General features: G+C 57.4%; 23 protein-coding genes. 12 read left to right on the top strand and 11 right to left on the bottom strand.

The window, feature by feature from the left end:
- Window positions 1-73: 73 nt before the first annotated feature.
- A complete protein-coding gene (locus I6L40_RS12565) occupies window positions 74-811 on the top strand; it encodes a hypothetical protein (RefSeq protein ID WP_043850773.1) in 738 nt (245 codons plus the stop codon).
- Window positions 812-827: 16 nt separating this feature from the next.
- A complete protein-coding gene (locus I6L40_RS12570) occupies window positions 828-1,517 on the top strand; it encodes a DUF2987 domain-containing protein (RefSeq protein ID WP_203131514.1) in 690 nt (229 codons plus the stop codon).
- 103 nt (window positions 1,518-1,620) lie between these two features.
- Here the strand turns inward: I6L40_RS12570 and ttcA are convergent, their stop codons facing one another.
- The 11 genes from ttcA to ccoN all read right to left on the bottom strand — a co-directional run bounded on the left by ttcA (window position 1,621) and on the right by ccoN (window position 11,790).
- Window positions 1,621-2,529: a tRNA 2-thiocytidine(32) synthetase TtcA gene (gene ttcA, locus I6L40_RS12575; protein ID WP_005336634.1), complete on the bottom strand. Its 909-nt coding sequence runs from the start codon at window positions 2,527-2,529 to the stop codon at window positions 1,621-1,623.
- Between the two features lie 74 nt (window positions 2,530-2,603).
- A complete protein-coding gene (gene uspE / locus I6L40_RS12580) occupies window positions 2,604-3,551 on the bottom strand; it encodes a universal stress protein UspE (protein WP_042031012.1) in 948 nt (315 codons plus the stop codon).
- Between the two features lie 151 nt (window positions 3,552-3,702).
- A complete protein-coding gene (locus I6L40_RS12585; protein WP_033113524.1) occupies window positions 3,703-4,458 on the bottom strand; it encodes an FNR family transcription factor in 756 nt (251 codons plus the stop codon).
- A gap of 68 nt (window positions 4,459-4,526) precedes the next feature.
- Window positions 4,527-5,213, bottom strand: a complete 687-nt coding sequence (locus tag I6L40_RS12590) for a sulfite exporter TauE/SafE family protein (protein WP_071910075.1) — start codon at window positions 5,211-5,213, stop codon at window positions 4,527-4,529.
- Entirely contained in the window at window positions 5,197-5,385 is a 189-nt protein-coding gene (gene ccoS, locus I6L40_RS12595; protein WP_043850927.1) for a cbb3-type cytochrome oxidase assembly protein CcoS, read from the bottom strand. The genes I6L40_RS12590 and ccoS overlap by 17 nt, the downstream gene beginning before the upstream one ends.
- Window positions 5,386-5,523: 138 nt before the next feature.
- Window positions 5,524-7,920 (bottom strand): heavy metal translocating P-type ATPase, encoded by a 2,397-nt coding sequence (locus I6L40_RS12600; RefSeq protein ID WP_216994336.1) that lies wholly within the window; start codon window positions 7,918-7,920, stop codon window positions 5,524-5,526.
- A 3-nt stretch (window positions 7,921-7,923) separates the two neighbouring features.
- Window positions 7,924-8,424: a FixH family protein gene (locus I6L40_RS12605; RefSeq protein ID WP_033113527.1), complete on the bottom strand. Its 501-nt coding sequence runs from the start codon at window positions 8,422-8,424 to the stop codon at window positions 7,924-7,926.
- A 140-nt stretch (window positions 8,425-8,564) separates the two neighbouring features.
- Window positions 8,565-9,545, bottom strand: a complete 981-nt coding sequence (gene ccoP / locus I6L40_RS12610) for a cytochrome-c oxidase, cbb3-type subunit III (protein WP_041207798.1) — start codon at window positions 9,543-9,545, stop codon at window positions 8,565-8,567.
- Entirely contained in the window at window positions 9,542-9,724 is a 183-nt protein-coding gene (locus I6L40_RS12615; protein ID WP_041207797.1) for a CcoQ/FixQ family Cbb3-type cytochrome c oxidase assembly chaperone, read from the bottom strand. Before I6L40_RS12615 ends, ccoP begins: the two co-directional genes overlap by 4 nt.
- Window positions 9,725-9,734: 10 nt before the next feature.
- Complete coding sequence (ccoO, locus tag I6L40_RS12620) at window positions 9,735-10,349, bottom strand: cytochrome-c oxidase, cbb3-type subunit II (RefSeq protein ID WP_041207796.1); 615 nt, start codon at window positions 10,347-10,349, stop codon at window positions 9,735-9,737.
- A 16-nt stretch (window positions 10,350-10,365) separates the two neighbouring features.
- Window positions 10,366-11,790, bottom strand: a complete 1,425-nt coding sequence (ccoN, locus tag I6L40_RS12625) for a cytochrome-c oxidase, cbb3-type subunit I (protein ID WP_042031008.1) — start codon at window positions 11,788-11,790, stop codon at window positions 10,366-10,368.
- Between ccoN and I6L40_RS12630 the strand changes: the two genes are divergently transcribed.
- The 10 genes from I6L40_RS12630 to I6L40_RS12675 all read left to right on the top strand — a co-directional run bounded on the left by I6L40_RS12630 (window position 11,782) and on the right by I6L40_RS12675 (window position 25,757).
- Window positions 11,782-11,949: a hypothetical protein gene (locus I6L40_RS12630; protein WP_156033901.1), complete on the top strand. Its 168-nt coding sequence runs from the start codon at window positions 11,782-11,784 to the stop codon at window positions 11,947-11,949. The two genes, ccoN and I6L40_RS12630, sit on opposite strands and share 9 nt — an antisense overlap.
- A gap of 124 nt (window positions 11,950-12,073) precedes the next feature.
- Entirely contained in the window at window positions 12,074-12,535 is a 462-nt protein-coding gene (locus I6L40_RS12635; RefSeq protein WP_071910081.1) for a hypothetical protein, read from the top strand.
- A gap of 102 nt (window positions 12,536-12,637) precedes the next feature.
- Window positions 12,638-13,096, top strand: a complete 459-nt coding sequence (locus I6L40_RS12640) for a GAF domain-containing protein (RefSeq protein WP_033113533.1) — start codon at window positions 12,638-12,640, stop codon at window positions 13,094-13,096.
- A gap of 101 nt (window positions 13,097-13,197) precedes the next feature.
- Window positions 13,198-13,836, top strand: coding sequence for an RNA chaperone ProQ (proQ, locus tag I6L40_RS12645; RefSeq protein ID WP_033113534.1), 639 nt, complete (start codon window positions 13,198-13,200; stop codon window positions 13,834-13,836).
- 8 nt (window positions 13,837-13,844) lie between these two features.
- The gene (gene prc / locus I6L40_RS12650) at window positions 13,845-15,860 is read left to right on the top strand and encodes a carboxy terminal-processing peptidase (protein WP_043850781.1); all 2,016 of its coding nucleotides are present in this window, start codon (window positions 13,845-13,847) and stop codon (window positions 15,858-15,860) included.
- A gap of 129 nt (window positions 15,861-15,989) precedes the next feature.
- Entirely contained in the window at window positions 15,990-18,614 is a 2,625-nt protein-coding gene (pepN, locus tag I6L40_RS12655) for an aminopeptidase N (protein ID WP_071910083.1), read from the top strand.
- Window positions 18,615-18,707: 93 nt separating this feature from the next.
- Window positions 18,708-18,929 carry a DUF2835 domain-containing protein gene (locus tag I6L40_RS12660; RefSeq protein WP_041207791.1) on the top strand — a complete coding sequence of 74 codons (222 nt, stop codon included), beginning with the start codon at window positions 18,708-18,710 and terminating at the stop codon, window positions 18,927-18,929.
- A gap of 278 nt (window positions 18,930-19,207) precedes the next feature.
- Window positions 19,208-24,046, top strand: coding sequence for an NAD-glutamate dehydrogenase (locus tag I6L40_RS12665; RefSeq protein WP_071910085.1), 4,839 nt, complete (start codon window positions 19,208-19,210; stop codon window positions 24,044-24,046).
- Between the two features lie 74 nt (window positions 24,047-24,120).
- Complete coding sequence (gene pyrD / locus I6L40_RS12670; protein WP_071910087.1) at window positions 24,121-25,131, top strand: quinone-dependent dihydroorotate dehydrogenase; 1,011 nt, start codon at window positions 24,121-24,123, stop codon at window positions 25,129-25,131.
- Window positions 25,132-25,220: 89 nt separating this feature from the next.
- Window positions 25,221-25,757, top strand: coding sequence for a cell division protein ZapC (locus I6L40_RS12675; protein ID WP_041207787.1), 537 nt, complete (start codon window positions 25,221-25,223; stop codon window positions 25,755-25,757).
- Window positions 25,758-25,822: the final 65 nt, after the last annotated feature.

Below are 25,822 nucleotides of genomic sequence, written 5' to 3' on the forward strand. Positions count from 1 at the left end.
AGCAGGCCAAGTCGCTATAATGTGCCACCTGATTTGGTCGTTTTCGATGTTGGATAGTCAATTGAGTAACAGAATGCGTATTGGCGGCTCTCTCGAGCAATCTTTGAACAAGGGTTATCGCCTGGACCTGAAAGGGGTCATTCAAGAGGGGTGGCAACAGACCCGCCGTACCGGATTTGGCCTGCTGCTGGCGATTGTCGGCGTCACGGCGATCTGGATCCTGCTCAGCAACATGGTGCTGGTGCCCTATATCGGCGATGACAGCCAGATGAATGTGGCGATGGTCCTGAGCCTGCTGATCACCGTCATCATGGCCCCCATGACCAGTGCCCTCGACATGCTCGGTTTGCAGCAGTCGGTCGGCGTGCGCGCTCGGGCGAGCCAGGTGTTCGACTTCTTCCGCCACTTTGTGCGCCTTGGCATGCTGAGTCTGCTCGGCAGTCTGCTCACCAGCCTGTTTGGCCCGTTGTTCGAACTGATTGGGTTGCCGGTGATGTTCTCGTTTATCCCTTCCGCACTGATCGGCATGGGGCTGCTCTTTACCGTGCCGCTGGTGCTGGAGCGCGGCATGACGCCGCCGCAGGCCATTGTGGTCTCGCTCAAGATCTTCTTGCGCGGCTGGCCGAGCCTGGTGCTGTTTCACGGCGTGATGGCTGCGCTCTTCTTTGTGGCCCTGATCCCGATGGGGTTGGGTCTTATCTGGGTGGCACCGCTCTACTTCAACTGCAAGGGGATCCTCTATCGGGATCTCTGCGGGGTGGCGGTAGAGGTTAACGAGGTGGCTGAAGGACCCAACCATTTCAATGCATGATGCAAAAGGACGCTGAATGATCTGTCGATATGGAGTGATCTCTACCGTACGTCGTACCCTGCTGGCCAGCCTGCTGCTGCCGACACTGGCGATGGCTGGGCAACCTGTGCTGGAGCTGCAATATGGCGCCTTCTACAGCCAGATGAAGACCTTCGCCAAGGGTGAGTTTGGCCATGCCAGACTGGGGTTTTATCTGACCGATCCGCAAAATGGCAAGCGCTGTGCGCTCGACTCTGCCCGGGTCTCGACGCAGGACAAGGATGTGAAGGGGGAGGTAACGATCGACAGCGAGCTGCGTCTGCCGTTCGATGACGACCTCAATCTCGACAAGGCGGTGGTTGCGGTCACCCTGAAAGAGCCGCACGCGACCTGCGATATGACGGTGCAGGTGATGGCCGATGCGCCGGCCGTTCCCGACATGCCACTGGCTGAGCTTGCCAAGCGTCAGCAGCAGATGCAGCAGCTGCTGGACAAGATGGCTGGCATGGTCGGCAAGTACTTCTTGCCGAAGATGGAGGGTATCCGGATCGCGCTGGTCGAGCCGCAGGGGACTGCCTACCTTGTCGATGGGGCCCGGCAGGAGCCCGTTGCGTGGCAGCATGGCCAGTTGCTCTTGAGCAATGCGCAGCTGAGTGCATTTGCGGGTGGTACCTTGCGTTTGCAGGGCGAGGTGCTGCGACTGACCCCCTGGTTGCACAAGGGCTGATGCCGATGGCGCTGTCACGTTGGTAACAGGAAGATCCAGAAAGCAAAAAAGGAGCGATTATCGCTCCTTTTTTATTGTGTGGCGTTTGCCCTGTGAGCGCGGCTTAGCGCACTTCAATCACATCCAGCATGTCCATCTCGTCGATGTCCAGCAGCGGTGCTTTTGGCATCTCGGGCGGATCAAACGCCTTGTCACCACCATCGATGATGCCGGAGTCGCGGTTGATGCTCTTGAAGTCAAACAGCTTGTGGTCGAGCAGGTGGCTCGGGATCACGTCCTGAATGGCGGTGAACATGGTCTCGATACGACCCGGGAAGCGGCGATCCCAATCCTGCATCATCTGCTTGATGGCCTGACGTTGGAGGTTCTCCTGCGAGCCGCACAGGTTGCACGGAATGATGGGGAAGGCTTTGACATCGGCGTAGCGGATCAGGTCCTTCTCTTTGCAGTAGGCCAGCGGGCGGATCACCACGTTCTTGCCATCGTCGCTCACCAGCTTGGGCGGCATGGACTTGAGCTTGCCACCGTAGAACATGTTGAGGAACAGGGTCTCGAGGATGTCGTCGCGGTGGTGGCCAAGGGCAATCTTGGTGCAACCAAGCTCCTGGGCGGTGCGGTAGAGAATACCGCGGCGCAGCCGTGAGCAGAGAGAGCAGGTGGTTTTACCTTCCGGCACCTTCTCCTTGACGATGGAGTAGGTATCCTCTTCGACAATCTTGTACTCGATGCCGAGGGAGTCAAGATACTCGGGCAGCACGTGCTCGGGGAAGCCGGGCTGCTTCTGATCCAGGTTGACGGCAACCAGATCGAAATGGATGGGGGCACTGGCTTTGAGGCTCATCAGTATGTCGAGCATACCGAAGCTGTCCTTGCCGCCGGAGAGGCAGACCATGACCTTGTCGCCCTCTTCAATCATGTTGAAGTCGGCAATGGCCTGACCTACGTTGCGCCGCAGGCGCTTTTGCAGTTTGTTGAAACTGTATTTTTCTTTGGCGTTCAGCTCTTCTAGCATGCTCGTAAAACCCGGGACACAAATAAGCGCGTTATTATAGCCATGTCCCGGGGGAGGGCAAGGTGCCAGGCACCTTATGATTGATTGCGACGGCTGTCGACCGGGCAGCTGTAGTCGGCCGGTTTGAGGATCAGCAAGTCGCAGGAAAGGCGGTCGATCACATGTTCAGCGGTATTGCCGAGCAAGGCGGCCGAGAGGCCGGTGCGGCCGACGCAGCCCATGATCATCAGATTGGCATCCAGCTCTTCGGCCATGTCCGGCAGTACCTCTTCCGGCAACCCTTCTGCTACCCGGGTCCAGAGATGGCCGATACCGAACTTGTCGGCATGGCTCAGCAGCAGGGTCTCGTGGTGTTTGCGAATAGCCTCGTTGTAGGCGTTGGGATCAAACTCCGGCAGCTCGATGGCCACATTGACCGGGGTTCCCGGATAGGTGTTGACCAGATAGAGACTGGAGCCGAGCAGTTCGGCGATATCGCCACCTTCCTGGGTGATCCGCTCGTTGAGCAGTTTCTGATCCGGATCGTCGCTGGAGCAGTTGATGGCTGCGATGATGTTGCCGCCCCGTTTCCAGTGCCCCTCTTTTACCAGCAGCACCGGACAGGGACATTTGCGCAGCAGATGCCAGTCGGTCGGCGTAAAGATGAAGGTTTGCAGGAAGCTGTGATGGTGGGTGGCCTTGACCACCAGATCGTGACGTTGCTCCAGCACCTCCTGAATGACGGATTCGAAGGGGCGGTTGTGCCAGATCACTTTGACTTCGCAAGCGATCCCTTGCGAGCGGTAGGGGGTGAGGATTTCGTCCAGCCACTCTCGCCGTTGGGAGATGACGCCGTTACGCATCTCTTCGCGCTCCTCGACGGAGAGCATGGCGGTCATTTCATACGAGAAGTCATAGATGGTGAGCAGCAGGGTCAGGCGGGCATTGTCGTCCAGCTCGGCGATCTTGACGGCCCGTTCGAGGGCGATTTGGCGCTCCTCTTCTGGATTGATAACTACCAGAATATTCTGATATTTGACCATCTTCTCCTCCTTGGAAAAGTCCAATGACGGCAGAATCTTAGTCATTACAGCTTAGCGCAGGAGGAGGGGGGCTGGAACGTACCGGATCACATTCCAGAGGAAAGGATCCGGCCGGGAAAGCGGAATAAAAGCGGGGTTGTAAGGGGAAAAATCAGCCGCAGGGCGGACGGGTAGCTCCGGCCATCATGCCCAGCGCGACCTGGTCCAGCACGGTAATGTATTTGCCTTTGACGCTGATGAGACCGGACTTCTGGAAGCGGCCGAGCAGACGGCTGATGGTCTCGACGGTCAGACCCAGATAGTTGCCGATATCGCCACGGGTCATGGCCAGACGGAACTCTTTGGCAGAGAAGCCGCGTTCGGAGAAGCGCACCGAGAGGTTGTGCAGGAAGGCTGCGAGGCGTTCTTCGGCATTCTTCTTGGAGAGCAGCAGGATCATCTCCTGATCGCCCATGATTTCGCTGCTCATCAGGCGCATGATCTGCTGGCGCAGTTTGGGCATCTTGCCGGAGAGATCATCCAGCACTTCAAAGGGGATCTCGCACACCATGGCCGTTTCCAGCGCCTGAGCGAAGGAGGGGTGAGCTTGCTTGTTGATGGCGTCAAACCCGACCAGGTCACCAGCCAGGTGGAAAGCGGTGATCTGCTCATCGCCCTGTTCGGTGATGGTGTAGGACTTGATGGTCCCGGAACGAATGGCGTAGAGCGACTTGAACTCATCACCAGCCTTGAACAGCTCCTCACCCTTCTGGATCGGCTTTTTGCGCTCGATGATGCTATCGAGCTGATCAAGCTCGTTGTCGTTCAGGGTGAAGGGGATACAGAGCTGACTGATGCTGCAATCCTGGCAATGAATTGCACAGCCACCGCTCTGGATACGTCTGCCAGGTTTCTTTTCCGGGATCATAGGCTCATACGAATAATTGATTTATATCAAACAAGTTTACCACCAACTCATCCGTTTTGGATAGGGTTTCAAAAGGCAGCTATGCCAACCCACAGGGTATGAACCCCGAACAAAATGAGTAACAGAGAGCCGCCAAGGCGCAAACTGCGCAGGGTTAACCAGTATCTGAGGCGATCGGCAAGGCCCCCCAATGCAAACAAGGTCGGCAGGGTGCCAAGACCAAAAAATAGCATGATCAGTGCCCCACCAGCGGCAGAGCCGGCAGCTGCGCTCCAGGTCAGCATGGAGTAGACGAGCCCGCAGGGGAGCCAGCCCCAGACCATGCCAAAGGGGAGTGCCTGCAGCGGCGAGGTGAAGGGGAGAAACTTGCCGGCAAGGGGTTTGATATGGGGCCAGAGTTTGGCGCCGAGGCGCTCCAGCAGCAGGATCCCCTGCCACCAGCCGGCCAGATAGAGACCAAGGGCGATCATCAGCAATGCGGCTACCAGACGCAGCCCTTCGATGGCATGTTTGCCTGCGCCCAGTTCACTGGTGGTGGCGAGCAGGCCGCCCACCAGCGCGCCTGCCAGCACATAGCTCAGGATCCGCCCCAGGTTGTAGTTGAGCAGGTAGCCAAGGCGTCCGCTGAAGTGCTGCTTGTCGGCCGGGATGGCCATGGAGAGGGCGGCGGAGACGCCACCGCACATGCCGATGCAGTGAGCCGAGCCTGCCAGTCCTACCAGCAGGGCACCAAGCAGATCAAGGTTGTGAGTCATGGGAGGAGGGCTTTACCACTTTTTGTTGGGGTTCATCTTCATCGAACAGGATGTTGGAACCCTGGCGATCGAGATCTTCAAATTGTTCGGAGCGAATGGCCCAGAAAAAGACCACGCCGGCGATGACGACGAAGAGAATGGCGATGGGGATCAGGACAAAAATTATGTTCATGAGAGGTACCTTGGCATTCATCCGTGGCAAGCGTCCTCCATGGTAACCCCGTTCGGGAGGAGGGCCAGCCGCTATCGGTCAAAAATGTGGCCTGCATCGGAGGCAGGCAACTATTTCAGCTATTTTCTTGCAGTTTGCTTATCTGTTGAGGCGCATCGAGTTGGTCACCACGATGAGTGAACTGAGCGACATGCCCGCAGCGGCCAGATAGGGAGGCAGCCAACCACAGGCTGCCAGCGGCAGTACCAGCAGGTTGTAACCGATGGACCAGGTAAAGTTCTCGATAATGATCTTGCGGGTGCGCAGCGCGAGCCTCCTGGCATCGAGCAGACGACTGAGATCATCGGCCAGCAGAATGGCATCGGCGCTGTTTTTGGCCAGGTCAGTGCCGCCCGCCATGGCAAAGGAGGCGTGCGCTCCGGCCAGCACGGGGGCATCGTTGATGCCATCACCCACCATGATGCTGATCTCGCCCTCTGCTTCACGGGCTTTGAGATATGCCAGCTTGCCATCCGGCGTCACCCCTTTGACCAGCTCGTCGACCCCAAGGGTTCGGGCAATCTCGTCAGCCTGGGGAGAGCTGTCACCGGTCAGAATAGTCGTCTGCAGACCGGCAGCCTTGAACGCGTCGATCAACGCTTTGGCATCCGGGCGCAAGGTGTCATCCAGCTCGAAACGGGCGAGCAGTTGCTGTTCATCGGCAAGGTAGATGGCAAGACCATGCTGGGCGTTATCGTCACTTTCGATACCAAGCCAACTGGCGCTGCCGATACGATAGCGTACGCCGTCAACCAGCCCGGTAATGCCGTGACCGATGACTGGCGTGATTTCGCTGGCCTGTGGCAATAGTGCCACTTCATCGGCGGGTAGCCTGAACGCACGGGCGATTGGGTGCTCGGACTGGGCCTCCAGCGCCCGTGCGATGCTCAAGCAGCGGTCTGCATCGAGCGTGCCGAGCATTGTGGTTGCGCACAGGCGGATCTCACCGGTTGTGAGCGTGCCAGTCTTGTCCATCACGATCCGGTTGGCCTTGGTCAATATATCCAGCACATGGCCGCGGCGCAGCAGGATGCCGTTGCGGGTCAGATTGGCGGTCGCCGAGGTCAGCGCGGTCGGCGTTGCCAGCGAGAGTGCGCAGGGGCAGGTGGCCACCAGCACGGCAAGTGCGATCCAGAATGCCTGCTCCGGTTGGTGGAAGTGCCAGAAGGTCCAGACCGCTGCGGCAATGATAAGCAGCACCAGAATAAAGTGGCGCGACAGCTGGTCCGCCATCTGGGCGATGGCTGGTTTGTCATCGAGGGCATGATCCTGCAGGCGCATGATCTGGGAGATGCGCGACTCTTCGATGCGGTGGGTCACCCGGATCTGTAGCGGTGCATCGGTATTGATGGTGCCGGCATAGACCAGATCGCCGCACTGCTTGAACAGCGGCAGCTGCTCGCCGGTCAGCATCGCCTCGTTGAGGCTTGCCTCTCCCGCCACGATGACGCCATCCGCGGGCAGCGTCGCCCCTGCCAGTACCCGCACCCGATCGCCGACCTGCAGGGTCTTGGCTGCCACTTCACGCTCGCTATCCTGGTCGATCAGGGTCGCCATGATGGGTACCAGCCGAGCCAGGTTGGAGCTTGATTCGGAGGCTTTGCGCCGGGCCCTCAGCTCAAGAAAACGGCCGAGCAGCAAGAAGAATACGAACATGGTGATGGAGTCGTAGTAGACCTCACCGGTATTGAACACGGTGGCCCACATGGAGGCGATAAACGCGCCGATCAATGCCAGCGATACCGAGACATCCATCGACAGATGCCCCTGCTTCAGGCTGCGCCAGGCGTTGATATAAAAGGGTTGGGCCGAGTAGATCATGATGGGGGTGGAGAGCAGCAAGCTTATCCACTTGAAGTAGACCATGAACTCATCTTCGACGCTGATAAAGAGGTCCATGTAGAGCGCGACGGCGCACATCATCACCTGCATCGACCCCAGCCCCGCCAATGCCAGCCGGAACATGTAGCTGCGCACCTCTTTGGCGTAGAGGGCTTCCTGCTGATGGGTCTGGAAGGGGTAGGCTCGATAGCCAATCTTGGCGAAGCCCTTGAGGATGTCGCTCAGGGAGAGCTGGGCCGGGTCCCACTTGATACGGGCGCGATGAGTCGTGGTGTTGACGTTGATGTAGCGCAGACCGCTTAGCGTCATCAGATGCCGCTCGATAAGCCAGGCGCAGGCGGCGCAAGTCAATCCCTCTACCGTGAGCTGGATTTCACGCGTTGTCTCGCGACCCGTGCCGCTGTCGGTGACAAACTCCTGCTGCACTTCCGCCAGATCGTAGTGGGTGAGGGCGGCGAGTTCCTCGGGCACCAGTTCCCCCTTGATGCCGGGGGCGGTGCGGTGGTCGTAATAGCTGGCAAGGCCGCACTCCATGATGGTCTCTGCCACGGCCTGACAGCCGGGGCAGCACATGGGCCTGACGATCCCCTTTATTTCGAGGGAATAGCCGCTATTGGCGGGAACCGGCTCGCCACAGTGAAAACAGCCGGTCATGACTTAGCGTCCTTTCGGATCGAGTTCGACAGGTGCCTGGGTGGGCAGTTGTACCGTCTCTTGCAGGCGCCACTCGTGGTTGAACGCATCCACCCGGATGTGCCATTTACCGGTGAGCGGTTTATCGAAATGGAGGCGATAGGTACCGCTCGCATCGGCGGTGATCATGTGTTCGCTATCCAGCCCCGCCAGGGTAGGGTGGAAGAGCGACAGATAGAGGGCCTGACCCGGCGGGATGTCGCCGCTAACGGGTTTGAGGGTCAGCTCGTGGCTGTTGACCTCAAGGGCGAAACGGATATTGAGGGCTTCGGAGCGATCGAACTTGCTCAAGTCCTGATTGATCTCTTTCCCTTGTTTGTAATAGTCCTCGGCCACCAGATTGACCCCATCCTTGCTGGCAATGATGGCGGTAGAGATGCTGCCGACAACGGCGGCAGTGGGGAGGGCGATGATAAACCAGGGCCAGAATTGGCGATACCAGGGTTTGAATACAGGTTGGGTCATGATGCTACTGCCGTGAAACGAATGATTAACGAGTAAGAGAGCTTTTCTGCAACACAAGATAACAAAAAGCCTCGAGGAGTCGAGGCTTTTTGCTGTGTAATCACGTGTTTATCACATGTTACGACTTATGTGAGCGACCTTTATTTAGCAGGCTGATGGGACAGGCTGTAAACGTAGGAAGCCAGCAGGTGTACCTTGTCTTCACCCAGGATGTCTTTCCAGGCCGGCATCACACCGTGGCGACCGTGGGTGATGGTCTGCACCACCACTTCGCGGGAACCGCCGTAGAGCCAGGTGTTGTTGGTCAGGTCCGGTGCACCAACGGCGATACCGCCCTTGGCATCGGGGCCGTGGCACGCAGCACAGATGGTGAAGCGCGCTTCGCCCTTCTTGGCTTCGACCAGATCGACCTTGCGACCGGAGAGGCTCAGCACATAGGACGCCACCTCTTGCACACCGTCTTTACCGAGGATTTCACCCCAGGCAGCCATGATACCCTGACGACCGCCCATGATAGTGGTCTTGATTTGATCAGGCTGGCCGCCCCATTGCCATTCGCTGTCGGTCAGGTTCGGGAAACCGCGACCACCGCGGGCGTCAGAGCCGTGGCACTGGGAGCAGTTCTGCAGGAACAGACGCTGACCCACTTTGAGGGCTTCCGGATCCTTGGCGATTTCGGTGATGGCGCGGTAGGTCTTGCCATCAGCCTCATAGGTCAGTTCACGGAACTTGGCGCCATAGATCTCGTCAGCCTTGGCGACCTCACGGTCGTACTCCACGGCGCGACCTTCAGCCTTGGCTGATTCGGTTGCCGCCTTGGACTCGGCCAGCGAGCGTACGTCCTGGTTGGAACTTTGCCAGCCCAGCAGGCCTTTGAAATTGCCAAGACCCGGGAAGGCGACCAGATAGACCAGACCGGTGACAATGAAGAAGAGGAACATGTAGGTCCACCACTTCGGTAACGGGTTGTTGATCTCCTCGATACCATCGAAGGAGTGGCCCATCGGCTTGCCTTCTTCAACGCCCATCTTGTCCTTGAGGCACCACATCAGCAGCAAGAAGCAGCCGAGGATGGTCCCCAGGGTGATGACGGTTACGAAAATACTAAACAGAGTGCTCATTCTTGTTTCGCTCCTGCGTTCTTTTTATCAGCACCGGCTTGCTCATCATCGGCAAACACCAGATTGGCGGCCTCATCAAAAGAGGTCTTGCGGCGTTTGCTGTAGGCCCAGACGATGATGCCAATCATGATGGCCATCAACAGCAGGGTATACAGACCGCGAAATGTGCCGTAATCCATCTCAGGCTCCTTATTTCAGGGCATGGCCCAGTGATTGGAGATAGGCGATGAGGGCTTCCAGCTCGGTCTTGCCTTTAACTGCTTCCCCTGCACCCTGAATATCCGCATCGGTATATGGCACACCGAAGTGATCGCGGAACAACGCCAGTTTTTTGCCAGTCATCTCGCCGGTCAGCACATTGGTGTCGAGCCAGGGATAGGCAGGCATGTTGGACTCGGGAACCACATCACGCGGGTTGATGAGGTGAGCATGGTGCCATGCATCGGAGTAGCGACCGCCTACGCGGGCCAGATCCGGGCCGGTACGCTTGGAGCCCCACAGGAAGGGGTGTTCCCAGACGCTCTCGCCAGCAACCGAGTAGTGACCGTAACGCTCGGTTTCGGCACGGAACGGGCGGATCATCTGGCTATGGCAGTTGGTGCAGCCTTCGCGAATGAATATATCGCGTCCTTCCATCTGCAGTGCGGTATAAGGCTTGAGGCCCTCCACCGGCTCGGTGGTCTGCTTCTGGAAGAAGAGCGGGGTAATTTCAACCAGGCCCCCCAGGCTGATGGCGAAGATAATGGCCACCACCAGCAGAGGAACGTTCTTTTCAAGGATCTCGTGACGGTTATTGTTGCTCATTCTTGGACCTCTTCAATCATGCTGGCTGGGCGACAGGTTCCAGGGAACCTTTGGGCGCAGTGATGGTGCGATAGGCGTTGTAGGCCAACAGCAGCATACCGGTGACGAAGAAGCAGCCACCCAGGAAGCGCACGAAGTAGAAGGGATAGGAGGCCTGCAGCGCTTCTACGAAGCTGTAGGTCAAAGTGCCGTCTTCGTTGACTGCACGCCACATCAGGCCTTGCATCACGCCGGAAATCCACATGGCAACGATGTAGAGCACAGTGCCCACAGTCGCCAGCCAGAAGTGGACGTTGATGAGCTTGATGCTGTACATGCGGCCCTGACCGAACAGGTTCGGGATCAGGTGGTAAACCGCACCGATGGAGACCATGGCTACCCAGCCCAGCGCGCCGGAGTGAACGTGACCTACGGTCCAGTCGGTGTAGTGGGAGAGGGCATTGACAGTCTTGATCGCCATCATCGGGCCTTCGAAGGTCGACATGCCGTAGAACGACAGGGAGACGATCAGGAAGCGCAGGATGGGGTCATAACGCAGCTTGTGCCAGGCACCGGAGAGGGTCATGATGCCGTTGATCATGCCACCCCAGGAGGGCACGAACAGGATCAGGGACATAACCATGCCCAGCGACTGGGCCCAGTCAGGCAGCGCAGTGTAGTGCAGGTGGTGCGGACCGGCCCAGATATAGAGGGAGATCAGCGCCCAGAAGTGGACGATGGAGAGACGGTAGGAGTAAACCGGGCGTCCAGCCTGCTTGGGCACGAAGTAGTACATCATCCCGAGGAAGCCTGCTGTCAGCAGGAAGCCTACCGCGTTGTGGCCGTACCACCACTGCACCATGGCGTCCATGGCGCCGGAGTACATGGAGTAGGACTTCATGGCACTGAGCGGCACTTCCATGTTGTTGACGATGTGCAGCACGGCGACCGTGATGATGAAGGCGCCGAAGAACCAGTTCGCCACATAGATGTGGGAAGTGGTGCGCTTCATTAACGTACCGAAGAAGACAATGGCGTAGGCGACCCACACCACAGTGATGGCCAGGTCAATCGGCCACTCCAGCTCGGCATACTCCTTGGCGGAGGTGTAACCCAGCGGCAGGGAGATGGCAGCCGACAGGATGATTGCTTGCCAGCCCCAGAAGACGAAGGTCGCCAGCGGGCCACCAAACAGCCGGGTTTGGCAGGTGCGCTGAACAACGTAGAACGACGTTGCCATCAGAGCGCTGACGCCAAAGGCAAAAATCACCGCGTTGGTATGGAGGGGCCGCAGACGACTGTAGGTCAGCCACGGAGTGTCGAAGTTAAGAGCAGGCCAGATAAGCTGGGCTGCGATCAGTACGCCAACCGACATGCCGACAATTCCCCAGACAATCGTCATGACGGTAAACTGGCGAACAACGGTGTAGTTGTACTCAGGATGGTTAGTTGTATGGCTCATCGTTATATTCCGCTTCCGATGCTGCTGTTGTTTGGTTTTTTGTCCGGCAAACCGGACGGACTTCATCGCGCTATCTTCAACCACTTGTTAACACCTGTTAACGAAAGGAAAAGTAAAAGATGGCTAAATGAAAACTCCATGGGAATGATACTGAACTGACAGGTAAAATAACAGTATAAACAGTGATATATTTGGCTCCGCCCGGTCTCGTTTACACGCTTGTTTTACCTTGTTCGAGATCAAAAAAAGACCATTTTTATTACATCTTTACAGGGTGTTTTTGATGAAAGAGAGACTGACTGCACAGAAAGTAATGCATCTTGTGCTAGTGCTGGCCGTTCTGGTGGCGCTGGTGAGCTATCGCACCTGGTTTGCAGCCGATAACGCACAAAATTCCGAGCCCAAAAAAGATCAAATTTGTGATCTTTCCCACAGCAGTTGTGACCTATTAATTGGTGAAAAGTCGATGGCAATTGCTATTTCACAATTACCTGTGCGCGCTGAACGCGATTTTATTATTCGATTGGAGGGCGGGGACCCCGGGATTAAACCGATCAAAGCCTGGCTCGAGGGGCGAGATATGTTTATGGGCTCCATCCCTGTCAATTTTGAATCAAGTGGCAATGGCTGGCAGGCAAATGCGCTGGTAGGAAGCTGCACATCCCCCATGATGGTCTGGTTGCTCAATATTGAGTGGAGCAATGGCCAGCGCCAGCAGCTGGCACTTTCAGTCGCTCGGGAATAGTGATGTCGTGGCAGGGAAGGGGGACTCTGGAAAAAATATTTGAAATTTTTGTCTCAGAGGTTACCTTCCCTTCAGTCTACAGGGAGTGAAGTGCATTTAATCATGAGTGACAAGAACGCCTTTTATCGTACCCTCAACCGGCAAGCGCAGGCGCTGCTGGAAGGGGAGCCAGATCTGATCGCCAAACTCGCCAACCTCTCCGCCTTGCTCAATCAGGAGTTGACTGGTATCAACTGGGTCGGTTTTTATCTGTTGCAAGGGGATACTCTGGTGCTGGGGCCCTTCCAGGGCAAGCCGGCCTGTGTCCGGATCCCGGTTGGCCGTGGTGTCTGCGGTACGGCTGTTGCCCAGGGCAAGACCCAGTTGGTGGATGATGTGCACCAGTTCGAGGGACATATTGCCTGTGACGGTGCCAGCAACGCTGAAATTGTGATTCCGCTGCGTCGGGGTCACGAGATCATCGGGGTGCTGGATATCGACAGTCCGATTTTTAACCGTTTCGACCAGGAAGACCGGATTGGTCTTGAAGAAACGGTGCAAATTTTGGAAAGCATGCTTTAAGTCATTGCTAGATGGTTCGCAAAAGGCCCCAAGCTCTCTATAATGGGGCCTTTGTTGTGCTCGGGAAGTGCCCGTGCGTTTATTGAAAGCCAAGGTTATACATGGAAAACACTGAGAAGCTGAAGAACAGTAAAGAGATCGTTGCCTACCTGGTCGAGAAATTCCCGGCCTGCTTCGTTGCTGAAGGAGAGGCCAAGCCGCTCAAGATTGGCATCTTCCAGGATTTGGCCGAGCGTCTTGCTGACGATGCCAGAGTCTCCAAGACCATGCTGCGTTCCGCACTGCGTCAATACACCTCCAGCTGGCGCTATCTGCATGGGCTCAAAGCCGGTCAGGCTCGCGTTGATCTGGATGGTAACCCGGGCGAACTGCTGACCGAAGAGCACATCGAGCACGCCAAGCAGGCTCTGAAAGAGAGCAAAGAGCGCGTCTTTGCCAGCCGTCGCACCAATACCAAAGAGAAGGATGAAAAGGCCAAGAAGCCGCGTCGTCCTGCTCCCCGCAAAACCGAAAAAGCTGATGTAGCTGCCAAGCCGAAAGCGCAGGAGAAAGCACCGGTCGCTGAAGCTCCGCTGGTAAAAGTGGATGCCGCTACGCTGAAAGTGGGTCAGGGGGTGCGCGTTGTTATGGGTAAATCCCCGGTTGCGGCCACCATCAAGGAAGTGACCAAAGATGATGTACAGGTCCAACTGCAGACCGGCATGATGCTGCGGGTCAAATCAGAGCACTTGGTTCTCTAAGGAGACAAATGTTGAAGCATGGCGTAATTCGTTTTTCCCTCGTTGCCTGTAGCCTGGCGTTTGTCGGGCTTGCACAGGCCATCGAGCCGGTGCTCAAGGAGAGTGATTTGCCTGTGTTGGCTCAAGAGAGCCAACATGCTACGGCCAGCAAGCGAATTACCAATCTGTTTACCCGCTCGCACTACAAACAGTTCAAGCTGGATGATGCCTTCTCCTCCGTGATCTTCGACAAGTATCTGGAGAACCTGGATTACAGCCGCAACCTGTTTTTGGCCTCTGATATCAGCCGTTTTGAAAAGTACCGTAACGGTTTTGACACCGACCTTGAAAGAGGCCGTCTGGCGCCCGCCTACGAGATGTTCAACCTGAGTCAGCAGCGACGTTATGAGCGGTACGAATACGCCCTCAAACTGCTCGATACTCCTTTTGATTTCACCCAGAACGACAACTATGTGTTTGATCGGGAAGGGGCGGCTTGGCCAAAAGATGAGGCTGAACTCAATGAGTTGTGGCGTCAACGGGTCAAGTTCGATGCCCTGAGCCTCAAGCTCAGCGGCAAGGAGTGGCCCGAGATCAAGGAGCTGCTTGGCAAGCGTTACAACAACGCCATCAAGCGGATGTCCCAGACCGAGAGCGAGGATGTATTCCAGCTCTTCATGAACTCCTTCGCTCGTGCCATCGAACCGCACACCAGTTATCTCTCTCCGCGCAGTGCCGATCGTTTCAATACCGAGATGAACCTCTCGCTTGAGGGGATTGGTGCCGTGTTGCAGGCAGAGGATGATTTCACCGTCATTCGCTCGCTGGTTCCCGGCGGCCCGGCTGCCAAGTCCAACCGCCTCAAGCCTGATGACAAGATCACCGGGGTAGGGCAGGACGATGGCAAGATTGTCGATGTGATCGGCTGGCGTCTTGATGACGTGGTCGAGCTTATCAAGGGGCCCAAGGGGAGCAAGGTCAAGCTAGAGATCCAGCGTGGCAAGGGGGCAACCGCCAAGACCGAGCTGATCGACCTGACCCGCGACAAGGTGCGCCTCGAAGATCGCGCGGCCAAGTCGAAGGTGATTAACGCCGAAGGCAAGAAGATCGGTGTTATCGAGATCCCGAGCTTCTACGTCAATCTGCACGACGACGTGATCAAGGAGCTCTCCACCCTCAACAAGCAGAAAATCGACGGCCTCATCATCGATCTGCGCGGTAACGGTGGTGGTGCCCTGACCGAAGCGTCTGCCCTGAGCGGCCTCTTCTTCGGCAGTGGCCCTGTGGTTCAGATCCGTGATCACATGGGTCGTATCACGGTCAACGGCGATGATGATGGCAACGTCTATTACGGCGGCCCCATGACTGTACTGATCGACCGCTACAGCGCGTCGGCTTCCGAGATCTTTGCGGCAGCCATGCAGGATTACGGCCGGGCCCTGATCTTGGGTGAAAACTCGTTCGGCAAGGGGACGGTGCAGCAGCATCGCAGCCTCGCCAAGGTCTACGACTTCTACGAGCAGCCGCTGGGTCACGTGCAGTACACCATCGCCAAGTTCTACCGGATCAACGGTGGCAGTACCCAGAACAAGGGGGTTGCACCGGATATCAGCTTCCCGACACCGGTTGCACCGGAAGAGACGGGTGAGAGCCGCGAGTTCAATGCTCTGCCTTGGGACAAGATTGCGTCGGCCAAGTATGACAAGCTCGGCAACTTTGCCAGTTTGCTGCCCAAGCTGAAGTCGGCCCACGATGCACGCATCGCCAAGGATCCCGAGTTTGCCTACGTGATGCAGGACATTGCCGACTACAAGGAGGAGAAGGACAAGAAGTCAGTCTCCCTCAATGAAGCGGTACGTCTGGCAGAGCAGGCCAAGCAGGATGAGAAAGCGCTCAAGCGTACCAATGAGCGACTGGCTCGCCTTGGCAAGCCGCCGGTGAAGAGCCTGGATGAACTGCCTGCCGATTTTGAGGCCCCTGACGAATATCTGGTCGAAGCGGCCAATATTACGGCAGATCTGGCCAAGACCGGCAAACGCAGCTGATCTGACTGAGATAACGAGCAAGGGCGACGCAAGTCGCCCTTTCTTTTTGTCTGCTGCAAATTGTTTGACCCTGCCAGTTGGTTGTGACAGCCTCTTTCTCGCCTTTAACAAGCGTGGAAGCAGACAATAATGAACGATCACTCCCAGGCCATGACGGCCAAATATCGTCAGGACTATCAGGCACCGCTCTACTGGATCGACACCATCGACCTCGATTTCCAGCTGCAGGAGCCACAGACCCGGGTCACTGCCATTACCCGTATCCGCCGAAACGGCGAGCACAATGCGCCGCTGGTACTGGATGGTGAGCAGCTGACGCTAGAGAGCATCGCCATCGATGGCATCCCCTGCGAACACTACGAGCAGGGCGAGAGCTCCCTGACCATCTTCAATCTGCCCGCCGAGTGCGTACTGACCATCGTCACCCTGCTGGATCCGGCCGCCAACACCGCGCTGGAAGGGCTCTACAAATCGGGTGATGCCTACTGTACCCAGTGCGAAGCGGAGGGCTTTCGCCGCATTACCTACTATCTGGATCGCCCCGACATTCTGGCGCGCTACAGCACCCGCATCACCGCCGACAAAGCCAAATATCCCTTCCTGCTCTCCAACGGCAACAAGGTAGATAGTGGCGATCTGGGCGACGGCCGCCATTTCGTGCAGTGGCAGGATCCGTTCCCCAAGCCCAGCTACCTGTTTGCCCTGGTAGCCGGTGATTTCGACGTGGAGCGCAACCATTACGTCACCAAAAGCGGTCGCAAGGTGGCTCTCGAGATCTTCGTCGACAAAGGCAATCTGGATCGCGCCGGTTTTGCCATGGAGAGCCTCATCAACTCGATGCGCTGGGACGAGCAGCGCTTTGGCCTCGAGTATGATCTCGACATCTACATGATCGTTGCAGTGGACTTCTTCAACATGGGTGCGATGGAGAACAAGGGGCTGAATATCTTCAACTCCCGTTTCGTACTGGCCAACCCGGCGACCGCCACCGACAACGACTACAACGATATCGAACGGGTGATCGGTCACGAATATTTCCATAACTGGACCGGCAACCGCGTGACCTGCCGCGACTGGTTCCAGCTCAGCCTGAAAGAGGGGTTGACGGTGTTCCGGGATCAGGAGTTCTCCTCCGATCTGGGCTCTCGTGGCGTCAACCGCATCGACAACGTGCGCACCATGCGCGGGCCGCAGTTTGCCGAAGACGCGGGCCCCATGGCGCACCCCATCCGTCCGGATGTGGTGATCGAGATGAACAACTTCTACACCCTGACCGTCTATGAGAAAGGGTCGGAAGTGATCCGCATGATGCACACCCTGCTGGGGGAGACCGCCTTCCAGGCGGGTATGCGCCTCTACTTCGAGCGTCACGATGGTTCGGCGGCCACCTGCGATGATTTCGTGCAGGCGATGGAGGATGCCTCCGGGGTTGATCTCGGCCGTTTCCGCCGCTGGTACAGCCAGTCCGGCACCCCCGAGCTGAACGTGACCGACGAGTACGATGTTGCGAGCGGTGTTTACCGTCTGCACGTGAGCCAGCACACGCCGCCGACTCAGGATCAACCGCAAAAGCTGCCGCTGCACATTCCGCTCGATATCGAACTCTATGACGAGCAGGGCGCCGTTATTGCGCTGCAGTATCAGGGCAAGGCCATCGGCAACGTGCTCGACGTGCTGGAGTCAGAGCAGACCTTCGTGTTCGATCAGGTGCCGGTCAAGCCGGTTCCCTCCCTGCTGCGGGACTTCTCCGCGCCGGTCAAGCTGCATTTTGATTACAGCGATGAGGCGCTGGCCTTCCTGATGCGCCATGCCCGCAACGAATTTGCCCGCTGGGATGCGGCGCAGATGCTGATCAACAAGGCGGTTATCGACGGGGTAGCCCGGGTGCAGCATGGACAGGGGGTTGAGCTCTCCCAAACCCTGCTGACAGCCTTTATCGCCATTCTGGAAGATGCCGAACTCGATCCGGCGCTCAAGGCGGAGATCCTGACCCTGCCGGGTGAGGCGACCCTGGCCGAACTGTTTGAGGTGGCGGATATCGATGCCATCCATCAGGTGCGCAACGAGATCACCACCTCGCTGGCGCAAGCCTTTGGCGACCAGCTGCTGGTGACCTACGAGAGCCTTCATCTGCCGGGTTATCAGGTGGTGCATGCCGATATGGCCAAACGCGCGCTCAAGAGCGTGGTGCTCGGCTATCTGGCGGCCCTCGATGCTGGCAGTGCCGACCTGCTGGTGCGCCAACAATATGCCGCCGCCGACAACATGACCGACACTCTGGCGGCGTTGCAGGTCGCCAACAGCTATCTGTTGCCGTGCCGCTCCGAGCTGCTGGCCGATTTTGAAGGCAAGTGGGCCCGGGATGGTCTGGTGCTGGATAACTGGCTGCGTCTGGTGGGTAGCAAGCCGGCGGAAGATGTGCTGAGCGAGGTGCAGCAGGCGATGGCTCACCCGACCTTCAGCATTCGCAACCCGAACCGTCTGCGTGCACTGGTCGGCAGCTTTGCCATGAACAACCAGGTGCAGTTCCACGCCATCGATGGTCGCGGCTATCGCTTCCTGACCGATCTGCTGATCGAGCTCAACGAGGTCAACCCGCAGGTCGCTTCCCGCCTCATCACCCCGCTTATCCAGTTCAAGCGACTCGATGAGGGGCGCAAGGGGCTGATCCGTGCCGAGCTGACCCGCCTGGCCAACCTCGAAGGGTTGGCGCGGGATCTGTTCGAAAAAGTGAGCAAGGCGCTGCAGCAGTAACATCGACGGGGCAGGGGAGTGTCATCCTCTGCCCCGTTTTTTGATCCTCTCTGCTTGCCAGCGGGGTAAACAGGGCATCTATCGGGAGTAAACGTGAAGCAATTTACCTTTCGGCTGTCGCTGAGCAGTGACGAGGTGATGTTGATGTATCAGGGGCACGCCAGACGACTGGTGGTGCGCAGTGAACAGGGGCTGACCATCGAGCTTGGCATCGATAAAATCCGGCCTTTTGTCGCTATCAGCGGGGTACATGGCTATTTTCGCCTCAAAACGCAGGACGATTATCGCTTTATCAGCCTCGAACGCATAAGTTAACAAAAAACGAACAGTTTACCGACTGATTATCTGATTGTGCTCACTATCTATCCGGAAAAGTGGCACAAAGGCAGTGGGAATTTCTGTTTTTTTGCCTGTTGGCAAAATATCTCACAGTTTAAGCCGTGATCTGCACCTTGTTTTTAACAGTCCGTTAGCATCTTCTCTCGCCTTCCTTGATCCAAGCCATTACACTTCGCAACAACTCTGCACCAGCGGGTAACCAGGGTGGTTGCCTCTGCGTCGGTGGTTAATGTCGTCCGATAAGGAATATAAAAATGGCATTGAAAGACGCCCCTACCTCAGTTCTGCTCGAAAACGTTCTCGGCCTGATCCATCAAAAACTGCCCAAGAAGAGTGCCTCTCTGGTCGAATGCTTCGTGGCCAAGTTTTACGGCAACATGGCGAGCTCCGACATGCATGATCGCAACGACAGCGATCTCTACGGCGCGGCGCTTAGCCTCTGGAATGCCCTCAATCAGCGTAGCGGAACCGAACCCTATATCCGGGTCTACAACCCCGAGCTGACTCGCCATGGCTGGCAGTCCCCCCACACCATCGTCGAGGTGATCCTGCAGGATTCTCCCTTCTTGGTGGACTCCATCCGGATGGCGCTCAAGCGTCTCAATATCACCGCCCACATGATGCTGCACCAGCCGCTGCACCTGATCCGCGGCGAAGAAGGCAAGATCAGCGCCATTCTGGATCTCGGCAATACCGACGGGCAGACATCGGTCGAAACCGCCTTCCTCATCGAAATCGATCACCTTACCAGCGAAGCGCAGATGGAAGCGCTGGCAGCCGAACTGAAATCCGTGGCTGGCGAAGTTGCGCTGGCGGTCGGCGACTGGCAGCCGATGCTGGCCAAGCTCAATGAAATCATCGACGAGCTGCCAAAGCGCAACCATCCGGTGAGTCAGGAGGAGGTCAACTCCTGCATCGCGTTTCTCAAATGGGTGGCGGCCCATAACTTCACCCTGATGGGCTATCGCCGCTACGACGTCAAGGCGGTGGAGGGGGATCACGAGATCCTGCCGCAGGCGAACTCCAGTCTCGGCCTGATGAAGAACTCCATCAAGGATGAGGGGCAGCGCCTTGGCAATATGCCGGCCAGCGCCCGTCACGCAGCGCTGAGTCAGGATCTGCTGATCCTCACCAAATCCAACAGCAAATCCCGTGTTCATCGCCCGGCTTATGTGGATTACATCGGCATCAAGCGCTTCGACGAGCATGGCAAGGTGGTGGGGGAAGATCGCTTTATCGGTCTGTATGCCTCCTCCATCTACAACACCAGTGCGACCCAGATCCCGCTTATCAGCCATCGTCTCGAGCGCATCATGGCCTCTTCCGGCCATGAGAAGGGCTCCCACGCCTACAAGGCGCTGCTGAACGTGCTGGAAACCTATCCCCGTGACGAGCTGATCCAGGCCCGCGAAGAGGAGCTGCTGGCTACCGGTCTGGGTGTGCTGGAGATGCAGGAGCGGGACATGCTGCGCCTGTTTGTGCGCCGCGATGTCTATGGTCGCTTCTTCTCCTGCATGGTTTATGTCACCAAGGAGCGCTACAACACCGCGCTGCGGATCAAGACCCAGCAGATCCTGCAACAATATTTCGGCAGCAGCGAAGAGGTGGAGTTCAACGTCTACTTCACCGAGGGCGTGCTGGCACGGACTCACTACATAGTGCGGGTTAACAACAACAACGTGGATGTGGATGTGAACGAAGTACAGAACAACCTGATTGAAGCGGCCCGCAGCTGGGATGACAGACTCGACTCCGTGCTGCTCTCCCACTATGGCGAAGCGCGCGGCAACGAACTGCGTCGCCGTTTCAGCACCGCCTTCCCCCGCGCTTACAAGGAAGATGTGCTGCCGGGCTCTGCCGTGGCCGACATCATGGCGCTGGACAACTTGAGTGAAGCCGAGCCACTCGGCATGTTGTTCTACCGTGCTCAGGAAGAGGAGAACGATCGCCGGGTACGCCTCAAGCTGTTCCACCGCACCGAACCTATCCACCTCTCCGACGTGTTGCCGATGCTGGAGAACATGGGGCTGCGTGTCATTGGCGAGACCCCCTATCAGGTGCGTACTCCGGCGGGCGAGCTGTTTTGGATCCTCGATTTCTCCATGCTGTTACACAGCGATCAGCCGTTCGATCTGGAGCAGAGCCAGCAGCGCTTCCAGGAGGCCTTCGCGGCCATCTGGAACAAGCAGCTGGAAGATGACGGCTTCAACCGACTGGTACTGGGGGCGGGTCTCACTGGCCGTCAGGTCTCGGTGCTGCGCGCCTATGCCAAATACATGCGCCAGACCGGCGTCTCCTTCAGCCAGTCCTATATCGAAGAGACCCTGACCCGCTATCCCGATATCGCCGGCCTGCTGTTTGGGCTGTTCGAGCAGCGTCTCAATCCGGCCATGCCCCGCCATGCGGAAACCGGGGCCAGACTGCACGAGGAACTTGCCGCCAAGCTGGATCAGGTGGCCAACCTCGATGACGATCGTATCATTCGCCGCTACGTGGAGATGATCGACGCCACCCTGCGCACCAACTACTACCAGCTGGACAAGGCGGGCAACATCAAGCCCTACATCTCCTTCAAGCTGGCGCCGTCCAGCATTACCGACATGCCGCTGCCGCTGCCCAAGTTCGAAATCTTTGTCTACTCGCCACGAGTGGAAGGGGTACACCTGCGCTGGGGCAAGGTAGCTCGTGGTGGCCTGCGCTGGTCCGATCGCAAAGAAGACTTCCGCACTGAAGTGCTGGGTCTGGTCAAAGCCCAGCAGGTGAAGAACACCGTCATCGTGCCGGTGGGGGCCAAGGGTGGCTTCTACTGCAAGCAGATGCCGGCAGGCGCCCCCCGCGCCGTTATTCAGGAAGAGGGCAAGGCCTGCTATCGCCTGTTTATCCGCGGTCTGCTCGATGTGACCGACAACATCATCGCTGGCGAAGTGATCCCGCCCAAGGATGTGGTGCGTCACGACGAGGATGACTACTACCTGGTGGTGGCTGCCGACAAGGGGACGGCCACCTTCTCCGATATCGCCAACGAAATCAGCTTGGAGTATGGCCACTGGCTGGGTGACGCGTTCGCCTCCGGCGGTTCGGTCGGTTATGACCACAAGAAGATGGGCATCACCGCCCGCGGCGCATGGGAGTCGGTCAAGCGCCACTTCCGCGAGCTGGGTATCAACTGCCAGACCACCGATTTTACCTGCGTCGGGATTGGCGACATGGCGGGCGACGTGTTCGGCAACGGCATGCTGCTCTCCGAGCACACCCGACTGGTGGGCGCGTTCAACCACATGCACATCTTCGTCGACCCCAACCCGGATTCGGCCAGGAGCTTTGTCGAGCGCAAGCGTCTGTTCGAGCTGCCGACCTCGACCTGGGATGACTACGACAAAAGCCTGATCTCGGCAGGGGGCGGCATCTTCCTGCGCTCGGCCAAGTCCATCAAGCTCACTCCTGAGATGCAGACCCTGCTCGGTACCGACAAGGCCAGCATGGCGCCGAACGAGCTGATCAAGGCACTGCTTTGCCTGAATATCGACCTGCTGTGGAACGGCGGTATCGGCACCTACGTGAAGAGCGCCCGCGAGAGCGACGCCGAGGTCGGTGATCGCAGCAACGATGCATTGCGGGTCAATGGCCGCGATCTGCGTGCCCGCATCGTGGGTGAGGGCGGTAACCTCGGCTTTACCCAGCTTGGCCGGGTGGAGTACGCCAGTCAGGGCGGCCGCATCAATACCGATTTTACTGACAACGTGGGCGGCGTGGACTGCTCCGATAACGAGGTGAACATCAAGATCCTGCTGAACCAGTTGGTGGCAGCCGGGGATATGACGCTCAAGCAGCGTAACCAGATGCTCTTTGATATGACCGACGATGTGGCGCAGATTGTCATCACCAACGCCTATCGCCAGTCCCAGTCCATCTCGGTCACCAGCTTCCGCGGCTCTGAACAACTCAAAGAGCAGCAGCGCTTTATTCAGGGGCTGGAGCGGGAGGGCAAGCTCGATCGTGCGCTGGAGTTCCTGCCATCCGATGAGGAACTCTCCGAGCGGATGGCGGCAGGGCAGGGGCTGACCCGACCCGAGCTGGCGGTGCTGGTGGCGTACGGCAAGATGGTACTGAAAGAGCAGCTCAACTGCCCGGAAGTGACCGACGAGCCGTTCCTCGCCAACATGCTGGTCACCAGCTTCCCGCCCAAACTGCAGCAGCAGTTCGGTGCGGCACTGGCCCAGCATCCGCTGCGGGGCGAGATCATTGCGACCCGGGTCGCCAACATGCTGGTCAACGACATGGGGCTCAACTTCGCTAGCCGGATGAAGGACGAGACCGGAGCCTCGGTCGCCGAAGTGGCCTGCTGCTTTGCCATGGCCCGCGAGGTGTTTGGCATGAACCGGCTGTGGCGCGACATCGAAGGGTGTGACAACCTGGTGGGGGCAGAAACCCAGCTCGAGCTGATGTTCTACAGCCGCCGCATTGTGCGCCGCGCCACCCGCTGGTTCCTGCGTGCCCGCAACCGCAGCTGGAGCATCAGCGAGAACATTGCCTTCTTCCGTCCGGCCTTCGAAACCTTGAGTCAGCACCTCTATGAGGTCATGGATGAGAGTGAAGTAGCCGAGCACAAGCTGGCAGTGCAGAAGCTGGTGGAGAAACAGGTGCCGGAGGCCATCGCCCGTCAGGTCGCTCATATGAGCAGCCTTTTCTCCACTCTGGATCTGGCGCAGATTGCCGCGGAGCACAAGACCGACATCCTGCGCGCCGCCAATGTCTACTACCGCCTTGGCGCCAAGCTGGATCTGCACTGGTTCCTCGACCAGATCAACCATCAGCCGGTTGGCAACCACTGGCAGGCGATGGCGCGAGCCTCCTTCCGCGAAGATCTGGACTGGCAGCAGCGCAGCCTCACTTCCGTGGTACTGGAAGGGTGCAAAGATCAGGGAGAATGCGCTACCATACTGGCCGACTGGATTTCGGAGCATGAACAACTCTTGTCCCGTTGGACCCATATGTTGGCCGACTTCAAGACCACCAGCACTCACGAGTTCGCCAAGTTCTCGGTGGCCTTGCGAGAGTTGAACCTGCTCCAGTTGAATTGCCGATCACTGTAATTGCCTGAAAGCATAACAGCGGCATAACACCCAAAGCCCCGGCCAGTTGCCGGGGCTTTCTTTAAGGAGCAAAGATGTTGTACCCCATCGCCAGGCATTTCCTGTTCAAACTCAATCCGGAACAGGCTCACGATCTCTCCATGAAATATTTGCCCCGCCTTCTCGGTACGCCACTCGATTGTTTCTTCCGCCAGAATTTGCCGAAACGCCCCGTCACTGTTATGGGGCTTTCTTTTGCCAATCCGGTGGGGTTGGCGGCCGGTCTGGATAAAGATGGGGAGTGTATTGATGCATTGGGGGCCATGGGATTTGGCTTTATCGAGGTAGGTACCGTTACCCCCAGACCGCAAAGCGGCAATGACAAACCGCGCCTGTTCCGGGTTATTCCAGCAGAGGGGATCATCAACCGGATGGGATTCAACAACAAGGGGGTTGATCATCTGGTCGCGCGGGTCAAAGAGGCCAAATATCAGGGGGTAATTGGCATCAATATCGGCAAAAACAAAGATACACCCATCGAGCAGGGCAAGGATGATTACCTCTTCTGCATGGACAAGGTGTATGACCATGCCGGTTATATCGCCGTCAATATCTCATCCCCCAACACCCCGGGTTTGCGTTCGCTGCAATATGGCGAGGCGCTCGATGAATTGCTCGCCGCGCTGAAAACCCGCCAACAAGAACTGGCTGCCCAATATAAAAAATATGTGCCGCTGGCGGTAAAAATTGCGCCGGATTTGAGCTTCGAGGAAATAGATCAGGTTGCCGCTTCGCTGGTTCGCAATGGCATCGATGGTGTCATCGCCACCAATACCACCCTCGAGCGCGAGATGATTTACGACATGCCCCATGCCGGTGAGGCGGGTGGCCTGAGTGGTCGTCCGCTGCAGCACAAGAGCACCGAGGTGATCCGTCATCTGGCCAAAGCGCTTGATGGCGCTCTGCCAGTTATCGGGGTCGGTGGTATCGATAGTGCCATGGCGGCGCGGGAAAAATTGGCTGCCGGAGCCAGTCTGGTACAAATTTATAGCGGTTTTATTTATAAAGGGCCGGGTCTGGTCAAAGAGATTGTGACCAATATTTAAGAAATAGTTGGGGAGCCCTTTATTTGACGTTGCTGATTTCCTGCATATGGAATAAAGTCAACTGGTAATTATCAAGTAAGGGCTCCCGCATGCTTATCCAACCGACCGATAGCTGGCAATGGCACTATGATGCCCAGAATGACCGTCTGATGTTGGACCTGTCTGATAACATGCTATTTGCCACCGAATATAAAGGGCGGCAATTGGTACCCAGTTCATTTACCACCCAGCCTTTTTGTGTCGATGATGCGGCGCTCTATTATCAATTGATGGATAAAGCGGCAGAACTGGCGTGGAGTATTCCTCATCAGGTTCAGTTGGTACTTAATGCCATCGCAGTGAGCCGTTTTTATAAACCCCTGATGCCACAAAGCTGGTTTTTTGGTGAACAACACCCGGTTATATCGCCACAAAATGGCGATCTGGTCTGGATGAATACACCCCACGGCAGAGGGGAGTTTATGGTCATTGAAGCGGGCGACCAGGCGAGTGTCTGCATGAACCTGACTCAGGATTTTGTACTGACAACCAGCAAAACCTTGTCCCGTTTTGGCGTTATCAAGGTGATGAATAACCGGATGACCCCTCGTATTGTCCTGACCGAGCAATATCGTCAGGTCAGCTAAAATCGTCAGGTCAACTAAAAGCGGCGCCCTGTCGCCGCCATTCTCAGTTCCATTTATCTGCCTCT

The organism is Aeromonas sp. FDAARGOS 1410 (assembly GCF_019048745.1).
GTDB classification, from domain to species: Bacteria; Pseudomonadota; Gammaproteobacteria; order Enterobacterales; family Aeromonadaceae; genus Aeromonas; species Aeromonas jandaei.

Bases quoted from the DNA above. Each gene is read 5' to 3' on its own strand.
- I6L40_RS12565 (WP_043850773.1), top strand. From the start codon at position 74: ATGCGTATTGGCGGCTCTCTCGAGCAATCTTTGAACAAGGGTTATCGC.
- I6L40_RS12570 (WP_203131514.1), top strand. From the start codon at position 828: ATGATCTGTCGATATGGAGTGATCTCTACCGTACGTCGTACCCTGCTG.
- ttcA (WP_005336634.1), bottom strand. From the start codon at position 2,529: ATGCTAGAAGAGCTGAACGCCAAAGAAAAATACAGTTTCAACAAACTG.
- uspE (WP_042031012.1), bottom strand. From the start codon at position 3,551: ATGGTCAAATATCAGAATATTCTGGTAGTTATCAATCCAGAAGAGGAG.
- I6L40_RS12585 (WP_033113524.1), bottom strand. From the start codon at position 4,458: ATGATCCCGGAAAAGAAACCTGGCAGACGTATCCAGAGCGGTGGCTGT.
- I6L40_RS12590 (WP_071910075.1), bottom strand. From the start codon at position 5,213: ATGACTCACAACCTTGATCTGCTTGGTGCCCTGCTGGTAGGACTGGCA.
- ccoS (WP_043850927.1), bottom strand. From the start codon at position 5,385: ATGAACATAATTTTTGTCCTGATCCCCATCGCCATTCTCTTCGTCGTC.
- I6L40_RS12600 (WP_216994336.1), bottom strand. From the start codon at position 7,920: ATGACCGGCTGTTTTCACTGTGGCGAGCCGGTTCCCGCCAATAGCGGC.
- I6L40_RS12605 (WP_033113527.1), bottom strand. From the start codon at position 8,424: ATGACCCAACCTGTATTCAAACCCTGGTATCGCCAATTCTGGCCCTGG.
- ccoP (WP_041207798.1), bottom strand. From the start codon at position 9,545: ATGAGCACTCTGTTTAGTATTTTCGTAACCGTCATCACCCTGGGGACC.
- I6L40_RS12615 (WP_041207797.1), bottom strand. From the start codon at position 9,724: ATGGATTACGGCACATTTCGCGGTCTGTATACCCTGCTGTTGATGGCC.
- ccoO (WP_041207796.1), bottom strand. From the start codon at position 10,349: ATGAGCAACAATAACCGTCACGAGATCCTTGAAAAGAACGTTCCTCTG.
- I6L40_RS12630 (WP_156033901.1), top strand. From the start codon at position 11,782: ATGGCTCATCGTTATATTCCGCTTCCGATGCTGCTGTTGTTTGGTTTT.
- ccoN (WP_042031008.1), bottom strand. From the start codon at position 11,790: ATGAGCCATACAACTAACCATCCTGAGTACAACTACACCGTTGTTCGC.
- I6L40_RS12635 (WP_071910081.1), top strand. From the start codon at position 12,074: ATGAAAGAGAGACTGACTGCACAGAAAGTAATGCATCTTGTGCTAGTG.
- I6L40_RS12640 (WP_033113533.1), top strand. From the start codon at position 12,638: ATGAGTGACAAGAACGCCTTTTATCGTACCCTCAACCGGCAAGCGCAG.
- proQ (WP_033113534.1), top strand. From the start codon at position 13,198: ATGGAAAACACTGAGAAGCTGAAGAACAGTAAAGAGATCGTTGCCTAC.
- prc (WP_043850781.1), top strand. From the start codon at position 13,845: ATGTTGAAGCATGGCGTAATTCGTTTTTCCCTCGTTGCCTGTAGCCTG.
- pepN (WP_071910083.1), top strand. From the start codon at position 15,990: ATGAACGATCACTCCCAGGCCATGACGGCCAAATATCGTCAGGACTAT.
- I6L40_RS12665 (WP_071910085.1), top strand. From the start codon at position 19,208: ATGGCATTGAAAGACGCCCCTACCTCAGTTCTGCTCGAAAACGTTCTC.
- pyrD (WP_071910087.1), top strand. From the start codon at position 24,121: ATGTTGTACCCCATCGCCAGGCATTTCCTGTTCAAACTCAATCCGGAA.
- I6L40_RS12675 (WP_041207787.1), top strand. From the start codon at position 25,221: ATGCTTATCCAACCGACCGATAGCTGGCAATGGCACTATGATGCCCAG.